Here is a 20,134-nt window from a genome sequence, read left to right on the forward strand (position 1 = left end):
AGTTGTACCATCAGATTGGAGAATCTGTCTGTACCTGGTTACGTCCCTTTTCTTTTGCCTGATACAGGGCCAGATCTGCCGCCATTAGCAGTTCCTCCAGACTGGCTTTAGGGGTTTCTTGTGAATGCGTTGCCACGCCAATGCTGATGGTCACCATCGGAGCGGTATCAGAATACTCGTGAGGTATATTCGCCTCTGCAACCGCTGCCCGTAGCTGCTCTGCCATCTGCATGGTGCCTGGGGCATCTGTGTTCGGCAACAGAGCCACAAATTCCTCGCCTCCGTAACGGGCGAAAAAATCTAACGGCCTCCTCAGTTTCTTGTTCATTGCTTCGGTAATGTGTTTCAGGCATTCATCTCCAGCGCCATATCCGTAGTTGTCATTGTAGTGCTTGAAATGATCAACATTCATCATCAACACGGGCAAAGGATGCCCACTGCGCAAGGCGTGCTTCCACTCCCGTTGTAGTTCTTTGTCAAAAGATCGGCGATTGGGGATATTTGTCAGGCTGTCCAGCAGGGAAAGTTTTTCCAGTATCTCGGTCTTGAGCTTGAGGTTCATGTGGTTTCGTATTCTGACTCGAACAACGGTAGGCTGGAATGGCTTGGAAATGTAATCCACTGCTCCCAGGTTAAAACCATATTCCTCATCTTCGACTGATTTTTTGACCGTCACAAAAATCACCGGAATATCACGTATCTGCTTATTAGCCTTAAGTCTGCGGCAGACCTCATATCCGTCCATTTCTGGCATGACGATATCCAGCAAGATTAGATCCGGTGGATTTTTTCCGTATGTGATTTCCAATGCTTTGGCACCGTTGGTTGCCGCCTGAACTTCGTATTCTTTTTGAAGAATATTGGCCAATACATGGATATTTTCCGGTTGATCATCAATGATGAGAATGCGACCTGTCTTCTGAGGTTTAATGGTATTCATTGCAGTTCCCCCCCTACTTTAGTGGATAGTTTCATTAATAAGGAAATTGCGTCATCATATTTGAAATTATTTACATGCTCCCCGAATTCATTTGGTATATTTCCTCCCACGCTATCCCTGAGATAGCTTACCACGGTGTTCAGTAGCTCCTGATTTACAACTTCATTTTCACGCAGTGCTATGAGGATCGCTTGCATGGCAGCCGCGCCGTGTTCTGGGTTCACTTCCAGAGTGGCATCAGGAAGCGGGGGCAAATCTGCCAGCCCGGTTTTCACCTCAGCGATGGTTCGCTGCAATTCTTTGCGCATATCGGCGGTTATTTCTGTGCCATCCTGTAAAGCCTGATAAACAGTAGCAACAACTTCAGACAGATGCACGGCCCCAAAGGTCGCCGCCAATCCTTTGAGTGTATGTATTTTCCGGTATGTCTCCTCCGTATTCTCTCTGTCCAGGATCTCCATAATGTCAGAAAAGGCACCATCCAGTTGTTCTTTAAAACGCAAGAGCATTCTATGATAAAAATCTGCGTTATGATTTGCTTGCTCAAGCCCCTTTTGCAGATCAAACCCTTTTAGAGATTCAGGGAGGCGTGAATTCAAGTCGTCAGTCCTGGACTGGATTGTTTTTCCTTTGCGCTGTAAGTAACGACACATGATGGTGTAGAGTTTACCGCAGTCAATGGGTTTGGCAATATGAGCATTGGCTCCGGCATCGTGTGATTTTGTGCGATCACTATCCATGACTGCCGCAGATAGGGCAATGATCGGCAGGTCGGCATGTTCCTTGCGGATACGACGGGTTGCTTCAAATCCATCCATCACCGGCATCTGTAAATCCATCAAGATTATATCAAACTGTTGTTGGGTGAGCTTGTTCAGAGCTTCCTGACCGTTATTGGCAATCACCACCTCAACACCTGTCTGTGCAAGCATATTCAGGGCAACATCCTGATTCAGGCGGTTGTCTTCCACCAGCAGAACGGTGTAATCTGCCAGGACAGGGATCTCAACAGCATTTGTCTCAGTAGACCAATCTGCTTTTTTTAATTCCGGTGTACCCACAGGAAGGATTAGTTCAAAGAAAAATGTGCTGCCTTCTCCCAACGTGGATTCAACCTCAAGCGTGCCACCCATGCGTTCTACCAGCCTGCTGCTGATGACCAGTCCCAGACCGGTGCCACCATATTTTCGAGTGGTGGAGGTATCGGCTTGAGAAAATGCGCAAAACAGAGAGTCAATCTGTTCCTTACTCAAGCCAATGCCGGTATCTTGCACCGCAAAACGGATACTGACTGCATCACTCTGTGCCTGTGCTTGTGATGAATTGCCCTGTACCACAGACAGTTTGACAAACCCTTGTTCCGTAAACTTAATCGCATTACTCAAAAGGTTGGTAAGCACCTGCCCTAACCTGTGGGAGTCGCCAACCAGAGTTAGGGGAAGATCGGGAGATAGATAAATAAACAGCTCAATGTGTTGATCCTCAACAGCTGTTCCAAATATGGATTTCATCTGCCCGAGCAGATCATTGGTATAAAAATTGTGCAGATCCAGTTCTAGTTTACCGGCCTCAATCTTGGATAAATCCAGTATATCATTGATAACACCAAGAAGCAGATGAGACGAGTTATGAACTGTATTGATGTACTCTTTTTGTTTATCATTTAGATTTGTTCGCATCAGCATTTGGCTCATGCCGATCACTGCGTTCATGGGCGTGCGAATTTCATGACTCATATTGGCGAGGAATTCGCTTTTGGCATGGCTGGCGGCTTCGGCGGTTTTACGGGATTCTTCCGCAATATGGTTTGCCTGCTGTAATTCTATCGTCCGCTGAGCCACCTGTCTTTCCAATTGATGGTTTCTTTTGTGAACCCTCTGAACTTTTGCACGTACTATCCAGAAGAACAGGATAGCCATCAGTATAAGCATTGTGCCTCTGAACCATACTGTTTCCCACCAGGGCGGCAGAATCAGAATATTGATCGAATGTCCCTCTTCATTCCACACCCCATTATTATTTGATGCTTTGACATGAAAGCTGTAACGACCGGGGTCTAAGTTCGTATATGTCACCTTGCAATGTTCGCTATCTGTCTGCGTAAAATCCCGATCAAAGCCTTCCATCATATAGGCGTATTGATTTTTACGTGAATTTCTATAGTTCAAAGCAACAAATTCAAGACTGAATGTAGACTGATTATGCCTTAGCGTAATGGATTGAGCGTGATGAATATGCCTGGCTAACGGAGACTCTTCACCCACCGGAATCGGCTGATTAAACAGTAGAGCATTTGTAAAAACAACCTTTGGAATGTGCGGGTTGTCAGTAAGTTCATTGGGGTGAAAGATATTGAAGCCGTTTGTGCCTCCAAAAAATAGTTCACCTGCCTCATTTTTATGGGCTGAGTGCATCAGAAAATGATTACTTTGTAAGCCATCCCGCTGGTCATAGTTTCTAAATGTTGTCATCTGTGAATTAAACCGTGACAAGCCCTTATCTGTACTGATCCAGAGTTGCCCCTGATCATCTTCTGCCATAGCCACAACATGATTAGATGCTAAACCATCCTTCTTGTTGTAGTGTGTAAAGCTCTGAGTATTTTCGTCATATCTATTCAGGCCATCAGCCGTCCCTATCCAGACAATATTTTGGCTGTCTTCATAGATCATTTGAATCATATTATTACTCAAACTTTTTGGATCATTTCTATTGTAGGTAAAATTGGTAAACTGTTCGGTTTCCGGGTTAAAACGACTTAATCCAGCTTCAGTCCCTACCCAAACCAAGCCTTTGGAATCGACACTGACCGTCAACGACCAGTTGGAGACGATTCCATCAGGATTGCTCTCATCATAGTGATAGTGCGTAAATGTTTCCTTGCCAATATCAAATTTATCCAGACCTGACAGATAGTCAGCAATCCAGATAACATCTCTTTTCCTGTCCACAACCAGATCATAAATAGCGTGGTTGGAACGCTTATTTGGGTTCTGTGAATCAAATCCATAGCGCACAAATGTTTCCTGTTCAGGATTAAATTTGTTGAGTCCCGTTCCATGTGTGCCAAACCACATATCCCCGCGTATATCCTGGCTGATAGCCCATATATCATTACCGCTGATACTGGTTGGATCATCGGCATCATGCAGGTAATGGGCAAAGCTGCGGCGTGTTTTATCAAGGTGATTAAGCCCGCCATCGGTTCCTATCCACACCGAGCCATTGCGATCTTGATAGATGCTGCGTACTCTGGAATCACTCAAATCATGGGGATTGTTGGGATCATTCTGGTAGTGCGTGAACTGATGTTCTCCAGGGTCGAATTTGTCAATACCGCCAAAGGTAGCTACCCAGATGGTACCAGTGCTGTCTTCCTCAATCCCCATGATAGTATCATTGATAAGACTGTACGGATCTTGAGGATCATGCCGATACTGTGTGAATATTTTTGATTCAGGATCAAAACAATTTAATCCGCCTCCAAACGTCCCCAGCCACAGCATCCCATCACCATTTTCATGCATCACCGTCACGGTGTTGATACTCAGACTCTGAGGATTTGTAGCATCATGTTGATAGCTGGTAAATGTTTCTGTGTCTGGATGAAACTGGTTTAATCCTGCTTCCGATGCGATCCAGATACGTTCACGGTTGTCGATGTACACCCCCCATAAATTGTCATGGCTCAGACTGGTGGGGTCGCCATTACTGTGCCTATAACGGGTAAATGTCTCAGTATTTGGATCAAATCGATTCAAACCACCGCCATAAGTTGATATCCACAATATACCCTGAGCATCTTCACTTACTCTGGAGACCATATTGTGACTCAAACTATTCAGATTCTGTGGCTCATGATGATAGCGGGTGAAGACTTCTGTCTTTGGATTGAATTTGCTCAAGCCACCAGCAGTGGCTGCCCATACCAGACCTTTTCGGTCTACAAACAGCGACCAGACATTATCACTCCCCAGGCTGCGGGGATCAGCTTTGTCATGATAATAATTACTAAACTTGCCAGAGACAGGATCATATTTGCTGATACCATCGCCCCAGGTTGCAATCCACAATACACCGGATGGGTCTTCATCGATCCAATGTGCAAAATTACCGCTTATGCTGTTCGGTTCTTCTGAATCATGAAAGAACGGTTTTATGTGCATACCGTCATATTGATTGAGACCATGCTTGGTACCGAACCACATAAATCCTTGCATGTCCTGGATAACAAACAGTCCTTCATGATGTGAAAGCCCATCCTCAACGGTAATATGACTGAATTTGATCTTATTAACATCTTGAGCATAGACGTTCAGTGGCAACACCAGGTGAATCAGCATAGCGATGAACATAATGATGTTCTTCACAGTTTTCCCTCTATTTTGGTGGTCAATTCTACTAATAAGGTAACTGCCACGTCATATTCAAACTTGTTCACCAGATTCCCGAATTCATCTGCTGCATTTGCGCCCACAGTATCTTTGAGATAGCTAATCACAGTGTTCAGTAGCTCCTGGTTTATAACTTCATTTCTACGCAGTGCTACGAGGGTTTCCTGTATGGCAGCCGCGCCCTGTTCCGGTTCCACTTCCAGGGTAATATCAGGAAGCGGGGGCAAATCTGCCAGTCCGGCTTTCACCTCAGCGATGGCTCGCCGCAATTCTTTGTGCATATCGGTGGTTATTTCTGTGCCATCCTCTAAAGCCTGATAAACAGTAGCAACTGCTTCAGACAGATGCATGGCCCCAACGGTCGCCGTCAGTCCTTTGAGTGTATGTATTTTCCGGTATGTGTCCTCTGTATTCTCCCCCTCTAAGCGTTCTACAATATCTACAAATGTCTCATTCAGTTGTTTAAGAAAACGAAAGAGCATCCTGTGATAAAAATCTGCATTATAATTCACTCGCTCAAGCCCCTTTTGCAGATCAAACCCCTTTAAAGATTCTGGGAGGGCAGAGGCTGAAGCCGAATCATCAGTTTTGGATTGAACCACTTTCCCACTACTATGTAAGTAATGGCGCATAATAGTGTAGAGTTCATTACAGTCAATAGGCTTGGCAAGATGGGCATTGACTCCTGCCTCGTATGATTTTCTGCGGTCATCGTCCATAACAGCCGCTGATAAGGCAATAATCGGCGATTTGTAATGATCTTGGCGAATACGACGGGTCGCTTCAAATCCATCCATTACTGGCATCTGCAAATCCATCAAGATTAAGTCAAACTCTTGCTTTTTCAGTATTTCCAATGCTTCCTGGCCATTATTGGCGATAACAACTTCAATCCCTGTATCCTCAAGCATATTCAGGGCGACATCCTGATTTATGCGGTTGTCTTCTACCAAAAGAACAGTGTAATCCGTCAAAACTGGAATATCTATGTCATTTGTCTTGACTGATATAGCTGTACCCTTGGCTTCGGAGACAGCATTAAATAGATCTGAGGCAGTCACGGGCTTGGAAAGAAATGCATCAAATTTAGGACAATCAGTTGGTAGGTCATCCTGTTTATAAGCACTGATAATAAACATGGATGTATGGCGTATATCCACTTCGCCAGCTTCCTGCATCTCATCCAGTTTTTTGATCATACTGGGACCATCATATTCTCCGGGCATTTTCCAATCCAGCAAAATACAATCAAAGGGTTCACCAGCGTGTTCAGCAGCCTTTATAGCTTCAAGTGCCGCAGTTCCACTCTCGGCTTCTGTCACCACAACCTGTACGCTTTCCAGTATATCTCGCAAGATATGGCGTGCTGTGGGATGATCATCAATCACCAGGACAGTGTGCAGTTCCAATGTAGACCAATCTGCTTTTTTTACCTCCGGCGTACCCACAGGAAGCTTCAGTTCAAAGAAAAAACTGCTGCCTTCTCCAAGTGTGGACTCAACCTCAAGCGAGCCACCCATGTGTTCTATCAGTCTGCTGCTGATAACCAGTCCCAAACCAGTGCCACCATATTTTCGAGTAGTGGATGTATCAGCTTGAGAAAATGCATTAAACAATGAGCCAATCTGCTCTTCACTCAGACCAATGCCAGTATCCTGCACCTCAAAACGGATGCTGACCTTCTCCTGTATCTGTGCTTCAGAAGTATTGACCTGGGTCACGGACAGTTCAACAAATCCTTTTTGGGTGAACTTGATCGCATTACTCAACAGATTAGTCAGCACTTGCCCTAAACGGAGGGCATCACCAACCAATGTATGGGGAAGATCAGCCGCTACATGGAAAAACAGCTCGATCTGCTGATCTCCGGCAGCCGTTCCAAACAGAGATTTCATTTGGGCCAGCAAATCATCTATTTGAAAATTGTGCAGGTCTAATTCTAGCTTGTTTGCCTCGATCTTAGAGAAATCCAAAATATCGTTAATAATTCCAAGAAGTAGGTGAGACGAGCTATGAACTGTATTAACGTAGTCTTTCTGTTTGTCATTTAGATCTGTTCGCATCAGCATTTGAGTCATGCCGATCACGGCGTTCATGGGGGTGCGGATTTCATGGCTCATATTGGCAAGAAATTCAGTTTTGGCCTGGTTAGCAGTTTCGGCTTCCTTCTTAGCTTGTTGTAATGCCTTCTCCGCCTGCTTGCGAACAGTAATATCACGGCTAATACCGAGGATGCCAAGCATCTCACCATTTGGCCCCCAATAAGGTGTTTTCAAAGTATCCAGTAATATTTTTTTGCCATCAGGATATGTGTTCCACTCATCATTGTGACGTGTTTCACGCCTTTCCAGCATGAGTTTGTCATGTTTTCGGAAAAAGTCAGCAGTTTCTTTATCAAACAGATCATAATCTGTTTTGTTTACAATCTCTTCTTTGGGTCTACCGAGAAGCTCGGCAAATGGTGGATTACAGCCAAGATAGACTCCATCTGTATCTTTATAGAAAATAATATCAGGTATCGAATCCAACAAGGAGGAGATTAAACCACTTTGTCGTTTAATCTCTTCTTCTGCCTGCTTGCGAACGGTAATATCACGACTAATACCGAGAATACCAAGTATCTCACCATTTGGCCCCCAATAAGGCGTTTTCAAAGTATCTATTAATACTTTCTTACCATCAGGGTAGGTGACCCACTCATCATTGTTACGTGTTTCACGCCTTTCCAGCATGAGTTTGTCATTTTTACGGAATAAGTCAGCAATTTCTTTATCAAACAGCTCATAATCTGTTTTGTTTATAATCTCTTCTTTGGGTCTGCCGATAAGCTCGGCAAATGGTGGATTACAGCCAAGATAGACGCCATCCATATCTTTATAGAAAATAATATCAGGTATCGAATCCAGCAAGGAGGAGATTAAGCCGCTTTGTCGTTTAATCTCCTCTTCTGCCTGCTTGCGCTCCGTAATATCAATGGCGGTAGTAAAATTATACTGCTTGCCCTGTAGTTCAATAATCTCTGCCGATAACAGCACATCTATGGGCATACCATCTTTGGTATAAATAATTGCTTCTGCATTATTTAATATTCCCGTTTCTTTCAGCTCGGTTATCGCCTCTTCTCTAAAGTTAGTATTCATTTGTATCAACTCTGAGGCTCGCTCGCCAATGGTTTCTTGCAGAGTAAAACCAAGTTTGTCACAAAAAGTCTGGTTGACTTCAATGAATTTGCCGCTTTCTAACTCACTCAAACCGACAATAGCCGGGTTCTTATGAAATGCTTTGACAAATTTTTCTTCAGAAATAGCTAGGGCGGACACATCTTTGCTAACGCCAAAAAGAGCCTGTTTACCATTCCATATTCCACTTGTTACCCGTGTTTCAACGGGGATCAACTCGCCACTTTTTGTTTGCAGGGGAACAGGACAGTGGATATCTTCACCCTGAATCATTTTAGCTACAATATATGCGGCTTCTTGATGGCGGTCTTTGGGGTGTACAAACAACACCGGCTGACCGGTTAGTTCTTCGGTGGAATAGCCCAGTCGTTTACTGACCGTTTCATTGGAGAGTTTAATATTGCCCTGCTCATCCAGAATAAAGAGAAAGTCATCAACGGTATCGAAAAAGGTGCGGAAGTTCATTTCACTTTGCTGCAAAGCTTGTTCAGTTTGCCTGCGGTCGGTGATGTCAATTGCAACCCCATCAAAAATATTCTCATTGTTCGATAATCGGCGTGGAGAAGAATTGAGAAGAAGCCATTTTATTTTTCCTGAAGGAAGTTTGAATCGAACTTCGGATTTGAAAGCCCTCATATTTTCAATAGCTTCATTCTCTTGTTTGATAACCAAACAAGCATCCTCTTCGGATATTTGTCCGTAAAGCTGCGATACATCTCTCAGGACATCAGCCGCAGGAATTTCATGGACTTTCTCAACACCTTCGCTAACATAAGTAAAGCGTCTTGTTTGATTATTAACATCTATCAATACCTGATAGACATAACCAGCAGGCAGGTTGTCACTAAGCAAGCGGAGCCTTTCTTTGCTTTCTCGCAGATCCTCTTCCACCTGCTTGCGCTCGGTTATGTCAATCGCAATTTCCAGCCTGACAAGTCTCCCGTTCGGCCAGCGTATTGCTTGATCTCTCAATTGATACCAGTGCTGAGTGATAGTATTTTGAAATTCCCATACATATGGCCCTTTAGGTTCCCCATTTGCGTCAAGTAGTCGATCATTAGTACAAAAATCGCAAGGTGTCATTTGTCCTTTTTGTACCACACGAAAACATTTCTCACCTATCGCATTTCCAAACAATTCATTAAATGATTTATTTGAAAATAATAGCTCATAGGTTTTCATATCTGCCACATAAACGATGGCATCCATTGCATCCATAGCTGTTTGAAAACGAAGGTATTCTGAGTGCAATTGCCTTTGTGATCGGTTTGCTGCGATAAACAGCCCTAAATCATGGGCAATGCTGCCTAGGAAATTTTGCTCTACCGAACCCCATGTTGTTGCAGATATACAATTATCGAAACCGATAAATCCGATAAGTTCTTTCTCTGCCATAATTGGAATCAAAAGAATCGCCTTGATACCCTGTGGTTCAAAAAGTTGTTTCTCATCTGGAGGAAAATCTTCAATTATCCCACTAATGATATCACCCTGGGTTAATGTTACATACAACCGTTCATACAATTGAATCTTAAAATTTTGAAGTTCGGGATTATTGATTTCCGGTGTGATCCCCTCGGCACAATACTCCGCTTTCTGGCTCATTAGAACTTTGCTGTTTTCATCTGTATGAGTGATGAAAATGTATGCTCGGCTCGCTAACGCAGCAAGACCGATAATATCGACCACCTGATGAAATATATCTTCTGATTCGGATGCAAGCAGAATTTCTTTAATATGATTCAGTGCAGATAGATAACTTTCTCGCTGGCGTAATTTTTCCTCTGCTTGTTTATGTTCAATAATCTGCCCCAGACGTTCAGCTAGAGCGTTGAGCAATAATTGTTCTTCGTATAGGAATGCCTTATTATCACTACTGACCGTCTTCGCTTCTATAATACCCACTTCCAGGCAGCCAAACAGTTGACTGTACACGTGAACATCGGCTGCTTGTTGCCAAGATGTTACCTGAAAATTCTCAGTTTTGTATTCTTGACCAGCACACACAAGTCTGGCACAGGTAATATCTGGGTCTTGCCAAGAGGGAGGAATAATATCAACAACACCTTGTAAAATACTGCTGAGAGAACTATTGGTAGTTTCAAGTAGTTGTGACAACCCATACAGACAATTTAATTCTTTGACCCGTTCGCTAAGTGCATAGGTTTTCTCCTGTAGTGCCTTCTCCGCCAGCTTGCGTTTGGTAATATCCAAGGTGTATTCTATCATCTGAACTAGCTCACCTGTTTCATTAAGAATAGGAAAACCATGGATTTCGACTTCTCTTTGATTGCCGTTTTGATCGTGGTGAATATGTTCTATAACAACCGCTTTTTTGGTTTTCTTCAATTCTTGCAGGGGGCAGCTATGCTCAGTGCTTTGACAGAAAGAAGTCTGTTTATGAGTCATTGCATAACAGGTATTTGCATCAGCACTGCCCAACGCTCGGGCGTGTGAGTTGGCAAGAACGATGCTGTAGTCATCTGCATTGATGACATAGAAAGGATGATCCAAGGATTCTATGACATTGTTCAAAAATTTATTTTGTCGCCTGATTTTTTCCTCACCCTGCTCGCGCTCGGTGATCTCCTTACGCAAATCAATAGTACGCTTTTCGACAAGTTCTTCCAGATGTTCCTGGTATTTTTGTAGTTCATTCTCAGCCTTTTTGCGTTCGGTGATGTCTTGCACCAATGCCACAAAGTAATCAACAGAGCCATCGTCCTTACGAATAGCATTCGCCGAGATGTCTGCATAGATAATACTGCCATTACAGTGGATAAAACGTTTTTCCAGAGAATAACCATCGATTTCTCCATTTAATACTCGATTAAATTGGGTTGTATCAGCCTCCATGTCATCAGGGTGGGTTAGCCCAATCCAGGTTTGCTGCGAAAATTCCTGACGAGAATAACCGAACAGATTGCACAGTGTATCGTTAAACTCAAGCCAACCCTTTTCCAGTGACGTAATCGCCATACCCACCAGGCCCAGTTCAAAATATTTTCGAAAACGCTCTTCACTCCCGCGAAACGCCTCCTCTGCGTGCCTGCGCTCGGTGATGTCAGTGAATACGGTTGCAAATTGACCATGTCGGGGGCAGTAGACAAGCACCTCAAAATACTTACCAATCTCTTGAGAATAATTCTCAATTCGAGCAGGAATTCCAGTCAAGGCAACCTTGCCGCAGGTATCAATCCAGTAAGATTCTGTTCGGGGTAGAATTTGGAGTACCGTTTTTCCAACGATGTCTGTTGCCATCAACCCCGTCATCTCTTCAAAAGCCGGGTTTACCTCCAGGAAACGGTAATCATAAGGTTTGTCGGTCTCATCACAAATGATTTCATGCAGAGCAAAACCATTGAGCATTGTGTTGATCAGTGTGCGATAGCGTTCTTTGCTTTCGTGCAGGGTATCCTCGACCTGCCTGCGCTCGGTAATGTCGGAATGAATACCAAGAAAACGTACCGGTTTCTGCCCATCATCCCACTCGACTACTTTGCCCAGAGATCGAATCCACATCCAGCTATCATCTTTACGCTTGAAGCGAAACTCAACATCATACTGTGGGATTGTTCCAACAAGATATTGCTCAATCGCTTTATGGCAATGCGCTAGATCATCGGGATGAACATGAAGTTCCCATTCCTCAAAACAGCTCTTAAATTCCTGCGGTTCATACCCTGCCATTGTGTAATAGCGATCATCAAAAATTATTTTGGAATCCTTCATATACCAATCCCAAATTCCATCATTTGCTACCGACATGGCTAGAGCGAGCTGCTCTTCACTCCTGCACAGTTCCTCCGTGTGTTGCTTTAGTTCATAGCGCATCCGGTCGAAGGAAGAAGAGAGGGATTGTAATTCTTGAGTACCGGAAGACGGAAGCGGGGTTCCCGGATCGCCTGAAGCCATTCGGTCAGCGGCGGCAGTCAGTTCGGTTATGGGGGAAATTATGCGGCGCGAAAAAATAAAGGCCACCGGAAAAGTAATACACATAACCACAAACCAGATTGCAAGCGCGGTCAGCAAGGATTGATGAACAAGGGCATCATATTCAGCTAACTGAATACTAGCACCGAACATATAAGTGCGACCCTGAGCATCTTTTCGGGGAACAAGGACATGCCTACCTGTCCCCCACTCATTATGAAAAGAGGAGAAGGCGGGCTTCATTTGTGAACCCATAGCCGGTGCAAAAGCCTGAGGGTCTCGATGAGTCTCAAAAAAAGATGCGCTGGGTGAGGTGACATCATTGACATCTGAATGGGTGGCTGAAGTAAAAACCAGGCGATCATCCTCCAGATGCAGAACGCTCCATAGGTACTGAAGACCGAGCCTGCGGCACAGGTCGTCATTGCGCTCGACAATATGACTGAATTGCTCCTCGGATACCGATGATGAATCGTCTATTTGGTCGTGATAATTCTGCCCCAAAATTTCACGCGACATTTCCGCTGCCATAAGTAGCTTGCTGTCAGTCGCTTCCATCACATCCGTGGATCGGTAATAAGCCATAATCGCTGCAAAAATGACTGATACCGCAAAGGTATTTATAATTATGACCATCATCCAGACGAACAGGATACTGCGGGGAGGACTTTTGGGTTTACTATTCATGTTATTAGTTCCTTTTGAGGCAACTTTGCCTGTATCTGATTAAGCCCCTTTGCCTTTGCCTTTGCCTGATAAAGAGCCTGATCTGCTGCCATCAGAAGTTCATTCATATTGGTTTTAGGGTTGTCTTGTGAATGCGTTGCTACGCCAATGCTGATGATCAGCATCGGAGCGGTATCAGAATGCTCGTGGGATATGTTCGCTGCCCTTAGGAGTGAGAATTTTATAACTTCAGCAACCTGGCTGGTCTTTTTCTCCATTTTCTGCGTTGTGCCTGTTTGGACTTAGGCAGTTACATAGCTTGCTATGCGCCTGTTTTCACGCCTTGAAAATGAATAAAAATCCTGTGCCCAGTTCCTGCACTTATTTCATTCTCACTCCTTAGGAGCGAGAATTTTATAACTTCAGCAACCTGGCTGGTCTTTTTCTCCATTTTCTGCGTTGTGCCTGTTTGGACTTAGGCAGTTACATAGCTTGCTATGCGCCTGTTTTCACGCCTTGAAAATGAATAAAAATCCTGTGCCCAGTTCCTGCACTTATTTCATCCTCACTCCTATTGTCTGAAATTATCAATATCAATCATCAACAAAGGCAAAGGATAGCCACTGTATATGGCGTGGCTCCACTCCCTTTGCAAACCTCCGTCAAAAGCATAGCGATTTGGGATATGATGAGGGCAGGAGCTTTTTTCTGACATTCGCTGGTGTTCATTGTAGTTTTTCTCCTGTTTTAGCAGACAGTTTCATTAATAAGGCAACTGCGGCATCATATTCGAGCTTGTGCACAAACTTCCCAAATTCATCTGCTGTATTTGTTCCCACAGTGTTCTTGAGATAGCTTAGCACTGTGTTCAGCAGCTTCTGGTTTACAACTTCATTTTTACGCAGCATTGTGAAGATTGTTTGCATGGCAACCACACCCTGTTCCGAATCCACTTCCAAAGTAATATCAGGAAGCGGGGGCAGGCTCGCCAGTCCGGTTTTCACCTCATCCATAGTCTGCTGGAATTTTTTGCGCATGTCAGCGGTTATTTCTGTGCCATCAAGTAAAGCCTGGTGAATAGTAGTTATTGCTTCAGCCAGATGCGTGGCCCCGAAGGTCGCTGCCAGTCCTTTGAGTGTATGTGTTTTCCGGTGTAGAACTTCCGTATTCTCCACGTCCAGGCTATCCATAATGTCAGAAAATTTACTATCAAGTTGTTCCTGAAAATGAAATAACATCCTATGATAAAAATCTGCATTATGATTTGCTCGCTCAAGCCCCTTTTGCAGATCAAACCCCTTCAGAGATTCGGGAAGAGCTGAAGCCGAGCTGTCAGTTTGGGATTGAACCATTTTCCCGTTGCTTTGTAAGTAACGGCACATGATGGTGTAGAGTTCGCCGCAGTCAATGGGTTTGGCAAGATGAGCATTGGCTCCGGCCTTGTATGATTTTGCACGTTCAGCATCCATGACAGCCGCAGACAGGGCAATAATTGGCAGGTCGGCATGATCCTGGCGAATCCGACGGGTCGCTTCAAATCCATCCATCACCGGCATCTGTAAATCCATCAAGATCATATCAAACTGTTGCTGTGTGAGTCTGTCCAAGGCTTCTTGGCCGTTATTGGCAATAACAACTTCAACGCCTGTATCTGCAAGCATATTTAGGGCAACATCCTGGTTCAGACGGTTGTCTTCCACCAGCAGCACAGCGTAATCTGTCAAGACTGGAATGTCGATGGCATGTGTTTCTACTGAAACCATTGGCCCATAGCCTCTGGCTTCGGATATGGCAGTAAACAGATTTGAGGTGGTCACCGGCTTGGAAAGAAATGCGTCAAATTTGGGGCAATCAGCCGGTAGCTCATCTTGTTTGTAGGCACTGACAATACACATGGATGTATGGCGTATATCCATGTCATCAGCTTCCTGTATCTCATTGAGTACTCTGATCACGCCCGGGCTGTCAAATTCTCCGGGCATTTTCCAATCCAGCAAAATACAATCAAAGGGTTCTCCAGCCTGAACAGCGGCCTTGACAGCATCAATCGCTGCGGCTCCACTCTCGGCTTCTGTCACCACAACCTGTACGCTTTCCAGTATATCCCGCAGGATACGGCGTGCTGTGGGATGATTGTCAACTACCAGGACCGAGTGCAGGTTCAGTGTAGACCAATCTGTTTTTGATAAATCCGGCATCCCCACAGGAAGTGTCAGTTCAAAGAAAAACTTGCTACCTTCTCCAAGTATGGATTCAACCTCAAGCGTACCGCCCATGTGTTCTATCAGTCTGCTGCTGATGACCAGTCCCAAACCGGTGCCACCGTATTTTCGTGTGGTGGACGTATCGGCTTGAGAAAATGCGTGAAACAGTGTATCAAGCTGCTCTTTACTCAGACCGATACCGGTATCCCGTACCTCAAAATGGATACTGACCTCTTCGCCCTGCACCAAAGCATCAGGTTCTAAAGAATCCTTCCGCGCCTGTGCTTCAGAGTTGTTTACCCGTGTCACAGATAATTCGACGAGTCCTTGTTGGGTAAACTTTATCGCATTACCCAAAAGATTGGTAAGCACCTGCCCCAGACGGAGATCGTCGCCAACCAGCGCATCGGGAAGCTCAGGGGATAGATGAAAAAACAGATCAATGTGTTGATCTCCGGCAGCCGTTCCAAACAGGGATTTCATCTGATTGAGCAGTTTATCTGTGTGAAAATTGTGCGGATCTAATTCCAGCTTGCCGGCTTCAATCTTGGAGAAATCCAGGATATCATTAATAATTCCAAGCAGCAGATGAGACGAGTTATGTACCATATTGACATACTCTTTCTGCTTCTCATTCAGGGGCGTTCGCATCAGCATTTGGCTCATGCCGATCACTGCGTTCATGGGGGTGCGGATTTCATGACTCATATTGGCAAGAAATTCGCTCTTAGTTTGGCTGGCGGCTTCGGCTTCCTTCTTTGCTTGTTGCAATGCCTCATTCGCCTGTTTGTGCTCGGTGATGTCTTGAATAACCTCCAGTTTACAGCGTGTGCTGTCAATATCGGTATAAGGTACGGCGATAATGTCAAAGGTTCTACCATCAGTCATTGTAGGCTGATAATGTGTCGTTTTCCCCTCGTCAATTACCCTGGGTAGCTGGCAATATGTGCAGGGCGACTCACGACCACTCATATCCCGGTAACAGATCTTGCCCACAACATCGCCAAAAGCCTCAATCATTGGTGCATTCATGAATCGCACCCGATACTCGTCATCAACGACAAAGAGTAAAATACCTGCCCCACTGATGGCGTCCAACAGAGTGCGCTGCCACTCATCACTCACCCGCAGCGCCTCTTCCATCTGTTTGCGCTCGGTAATATCAACTATTATTCCATCAAGGAAGCGAACTTTACCTTGTTCATCGAATATGCCTTGCCCCTTCTCATAGCACCAACAGATGTCTCCATCAGCACCAATAATACGATATTCAAGGGTGTAATACTCTTTCCCGGTAATTTTTTCCAGGATAAACATTTCCACTATGTGTTTGTCTTCAGGATGAATTATTGAAGCCCAACTTCGAACAGCATTGTTCAGAAAATCGCTTGCCGGATACCCGCTGAGTATCTCTGCTTCGCTGCTGATAAATTCCATAGTCCAGTACTCATCGCATTGACACCGGTAACTTACACATGGCATGTTCACAACAAGAGAACGATATCTTTCTTCACTTTCTTGCAGGGCTTTTTCGGTCTGCTTGCGCTCGGTCACGTCCTGAACTGTACCTACCAGCAAGATAGTCTTTCCTGTTTCGTCGGTCACTGCCTCACCGATGGTATGAATCGTCTTTTCAGTGCCGTCTTTATAGAGTAAACGATGTTTGATATTCCAATTTTCTCCATATTCTATCCCTCTCCTGATACAAGAAAGATCATATTCCCTGTCATCTGGATGGACGACAGCGGCAAATGCATCAAGTGTGGTTTCCTCCCGGCTGAGACCAAAAATCCGAAACAATTCATCGGAGCCTTCTATCTCTTGAGTCTCGGGATCAAGCTTCCAATGGCCTATATGGGCGATTGTCTGGGCTTCTTTAAGATAGTGTTCACTTTCTCGCAGCATCTCTTCCGTCTGCTTGCGCTCGGTAATGTCGTGGTTGCTACCGCGTTGGCCCAGGGAACATCCATCAGGACTCTGTACTGGCTGACAAACGTGGCCGATCCAACGTTGTTCGCCGTTGCGGGTGACAATACGAAAGTCTATGGGAAGTATCTCGCCTGTCTCTAGTGCTGTGTGCGTGTGGTCTGCGAACAGACTTCGGTCATCGGGGTGGATAATGCTCTGGAGCAGAGCTGGATTTTGGATGAACTCGTCAGCACGATATCCGGTGATCCGCTCGCACGATGGCGAAACATAGACATAGTTTCCGGCGGGGTCAATCCAATACTCCCAATTGTAGGTAAAATCGGCCACAGTACGGAACTGTTCTTTACTTTTTTGTAATTTTTCTTTCGCCTGCTTGTGCTCGCTGATCTCCTTGTGCAAATCAATGGTACGCTCTTTGACGATATCTTCCAGATGTTCCCGGTATTTTCGCAGTTCATCCTCGGCGTGCCTGCGTTCGGTGATGTCAGTGAACACAGTCGCAAACTGCCCCTGTTGGGGGCAGTAGATAAGCATCTCAAAATATCGATCAAACTCTTGAGCGTAGTTCTCGATTCGGGCAGGATTCCCGGTCAAGGCAACCTTGCCACAGGTATCAATCCAGTAAGATTCTGTTTGGGGTAGAATTTGGAACACCGTTTTTCCAACGATGTCTATTGCCCTTAGCCCCGTCATCTCTTCAAAAGCCGGGTTTACCTCCAGGAAACGGTAATCATAAGGTTTGTCGGCTTTGTCGCAAATGATTTCGGACAGAGCAAAACCGTTGAGCATTGTGTTGATAAGCGTGCGATAGCGTTCTTCGCTTTCATGCAGGGTATCTATCACCTTCTTGCGTTCTGGAATAACACGGATTTCTTTAATGAACAATATCAGTGAAATACCAATTAAAACTATCAAGGGAATACCGAAAATAAGGATTTCCGGATGTTCCTCAACAAATTGTGTCAACGGTAGCTGGGGAGAAGAAAAAACAATAACTTTCCATTCACTCTTTTCAATTGAACTCATCTGATAAAGATAGTTGCGGGATAGCAAAGAAATGGTCTCAGGTGAGTGATGCTCAGCAAGTTTCTGGTTGGGAGCCAGTGTCTGTAATGGTTTTCCAATGGTATGAGCGAAATCTTTCGAGGTGAAAAGGATGGTTTGATCACGTCCAATAATGACGACTGTGTGTGCTTGTTCCTTGCTGAGCTTTTCCCATAGATTTTGTAACTCTTGAAACCTTAGCGATACTCCGATGATACCATCGAACTTACTTGCTGAATTCAATAGAGAGATGCTGACTCCCGTGACCAGTAAACCGGATAGTGGGCCCTTATGCGGCTCCATAATATATTCGGGTTTCCCCTGGGAAAGTTCTCGGAAGAAATCCAGGTTTGCCACCAGCCCCGGTTGATTCAAGGGCATTCCTGAGCAAAAAAAAGCGCCATTTTTATCCACAGCGGCATAATTAACCACATTGGGGGAGTCAGCATTCAGCCTCCCAAACACCTGGTTGCAAACCTCTGTTTTTTGTTGGGTGATAAAGGGCGTTCGTGACAGCGTTTCAAGCGTAGTTATATACTTTTCAAAATAATATTCTGTCTCATATTGTATTTTATCACTGACCTTGACAATCTCGGTTGCCAAATACGTTGACTTTTGATAATAAGAATGGATGAGATAGGCCAGGAAAAAAAATGTGATTCCTATAATCAGGATTCCTGCTGCCCATAGAAAAACCTTCTCTTCCCCAAAAATGGGTGCCTTTTTAATTTTAGATTTCATTTCTTCTCACTGTCTGCTGTGTAGCGTGTTCCATTGCCGACTATCGTGGTAAAACCACTTAGGAGACTGTCCAAGAGTAGTAAAGCCAGTGATTCTGTTAAATTTAACCTATTATTTATCAATGACTTAAAAAGCCAGTTTTTTAAAAACTGAGTTCTCGGACAGGCTTCTAGTAGCACTCCCTTTTATTAAATCATAGCCGCAGTAAGGGTTGTATTTTTTATGAAGGCTTCTATGTATTTGAGTGAAGTTAAATAAAATCTTGACTCTCTATCAGCGCTCTTTTATGCTCACTGAGCTTAGAAGCAGCGGGTAAATTTTACACCTTACTCTGCCTTCACTCATGAGGTTTTAGCAACAGCTTCTTAAGGGATGGCCCTGCAATAACTGTTTCTATTTTTTCTGTCATCCATCTCCCTTGTGACAAGAGTTATATACTATCGTTATGCGATCCTTAGCGTACCTTGGAAAGGTGCGCTATGACGGCACAATCTTCGGGAGTTTATTGTTGGATGGTTTTTTAGCTGTTAGCAACTATTTTAGATAATGAGGATATCAATATGAAGAAAACTTATGTTTTGCTGAGTTCTGCACTACTGGCTTTAGGCTTGAATTCAGCTACTTGGGCGGCAACTGCTGATATGGCCACCCCGGATGAAGCAAAAGCCTTGAGTGAAAAGGCGGCAGCCGCAGTGAATGATACTGGCAAAGAAAAAGCCTTTGCCGCTTTTGCCGACAATAAAGCAGGTTTTCTGGAAAAAGATCTCTATGTATTTTGTATGGATATGCAAGGGGTTATGCTCTCCCATGCCAAGAAACCTCAACTGGTTGGTAAAAACTTGCTTGAGTTCAACAAATATGGTGATTTTTTATTCAAGAGCATGATCAAGACTGCAAAATCTGAAACCGCTGCTGGCTGGGTTGATTACAAATGGCCTTACCCAGGCAGTGAAGAGATTCGTGACAAAACCAGCTATGTTGTTACCAATAAAGAAGGGTTTTTCTGTGGTGTTGGCGCTTATAAATAAGCCGCTTAGACCAGTGATTAAAAGATAGATTTATGCTTTCTTTTAAACCTGGAAGTATTTTCAGTATTTTTCTGGA

General features: G+C 44.4%; 7 protein-coding genes. 1 reads left to right on the top strand and 6 read right to left on the bottom strand.

Annotated elements, in window-relative coordinates; translation table 11 throughout:
- Window positions 1-10: 10 nt before the first annotated feature.
- The 6 genes from QUF61_RS14340 to QUF61_RS14360 all read right to left on the bottom strand — a co-directional run bounded on the left by QUF61_RS14340 (window position 11) and on the right by QUF61_RS14360 (window position 19,030).
- Window positions 11-940: a GGDEF domain-containing response regulator gene (locus QUF61_RS14340; protein WP_103921996.1), complete on the bottom strand. Its 930-nt coding sequence runs from the start codon at window positions 938-940 to the stop codon at window positions 11-13.
- A complete protein-coding gene (locus QUF61_RS14345) occupies window positions 937-5,310 on the bottom strand; it encodes a hybrid sensor histidine kinase/response regulator (protein ID WP_289682312.1) in 4,374 nt (1,457 codons plus the stop codon). Before QUF61_RS14345 ends, QUF61_RS14340 begins: the two co-directional genes overlap by 4 nt.
- Window positions 5,307-13,133 carry a PAS domain S-box protein gene (locus tag QUF61_RS14350; RefSeq protein ID WP_289682313.1) on the bottom strand — a complete coding sequence of 2,609 codons (7,827 nt, stop codon included), beginning with the start codon at window positions 13,131-13,133 and terminating at the stop codon, window positions 5,307-5,309. Before QUF61_RS14350 ends, QUF61_RS14345 begins: the two co-directional genes overlap by 4 nt.
- Window positions 13,130-13,390: a diguanylate cyclase domain-containing protein gene (locus QUF61_RS14355; protein ID WP_289682314.1), complete on the bottom strand. Its 261-nt coding sequence runs from the start codon at window positions 13,388-13,390 to the stop codon at window positions 13,130-13,132. Before QUF61_RS14355 ends, QUF61_RS14350 begins: the two co-directional genes overlap by 4 nt.
- Before the next feature lie 293 nt (window positions 13,391-13,683).
- Entirely contained in the window at window positions 13,684-13,827 is a 144-nt protein-coding gene (locus QUF61_RS18245) for a diguanylate cyclase domain-containing protein (protein WP_407080062.1), read from the bottom strand.
- Window positions 13,828-13,837: 10 nt separating this feature from the next.
- Window positions 13,838-19,030 (bottom strand): PAS domain S-box protein, encoded by a 5,193-nt coding sequence (locus tag QUF61_RS14360; RefSeq protein ID WP_289682315.1) that lies wholly within the window; start codon window positions 19,028-19,030, stop codon window positions 13,838-13,840.
- Between the two features lie 560 nt (window positions 19,031-19,590).
- Between QUF61_RS14360 and QUF61_RS14365 the strand changes: the two genes are divergently transcribed.
- Window positions 19,591-20,058, top strand: a complete 468-nt coding sequence (locus tag QUF61_RS14365; RefSeq protein WP_289682316.1) for a cache domain-containing protein — start codon at window positions 19,591-19,593, stop codon at window positions 20,056-20,058.
- Window positions 20,059-20,134: the final 76 nt, after the last annotated feature.

It is taken from the genome of Candidatus Venteria ishoeyi, from assembly GCF_030378065.1.
Taxonomy (GTDB): Bacteria; Pseudomonadota; Gammaproteobacteria; order Beggiatoales; family Beggiatoaceae; genus Venteria; species Venteria ishoeyi.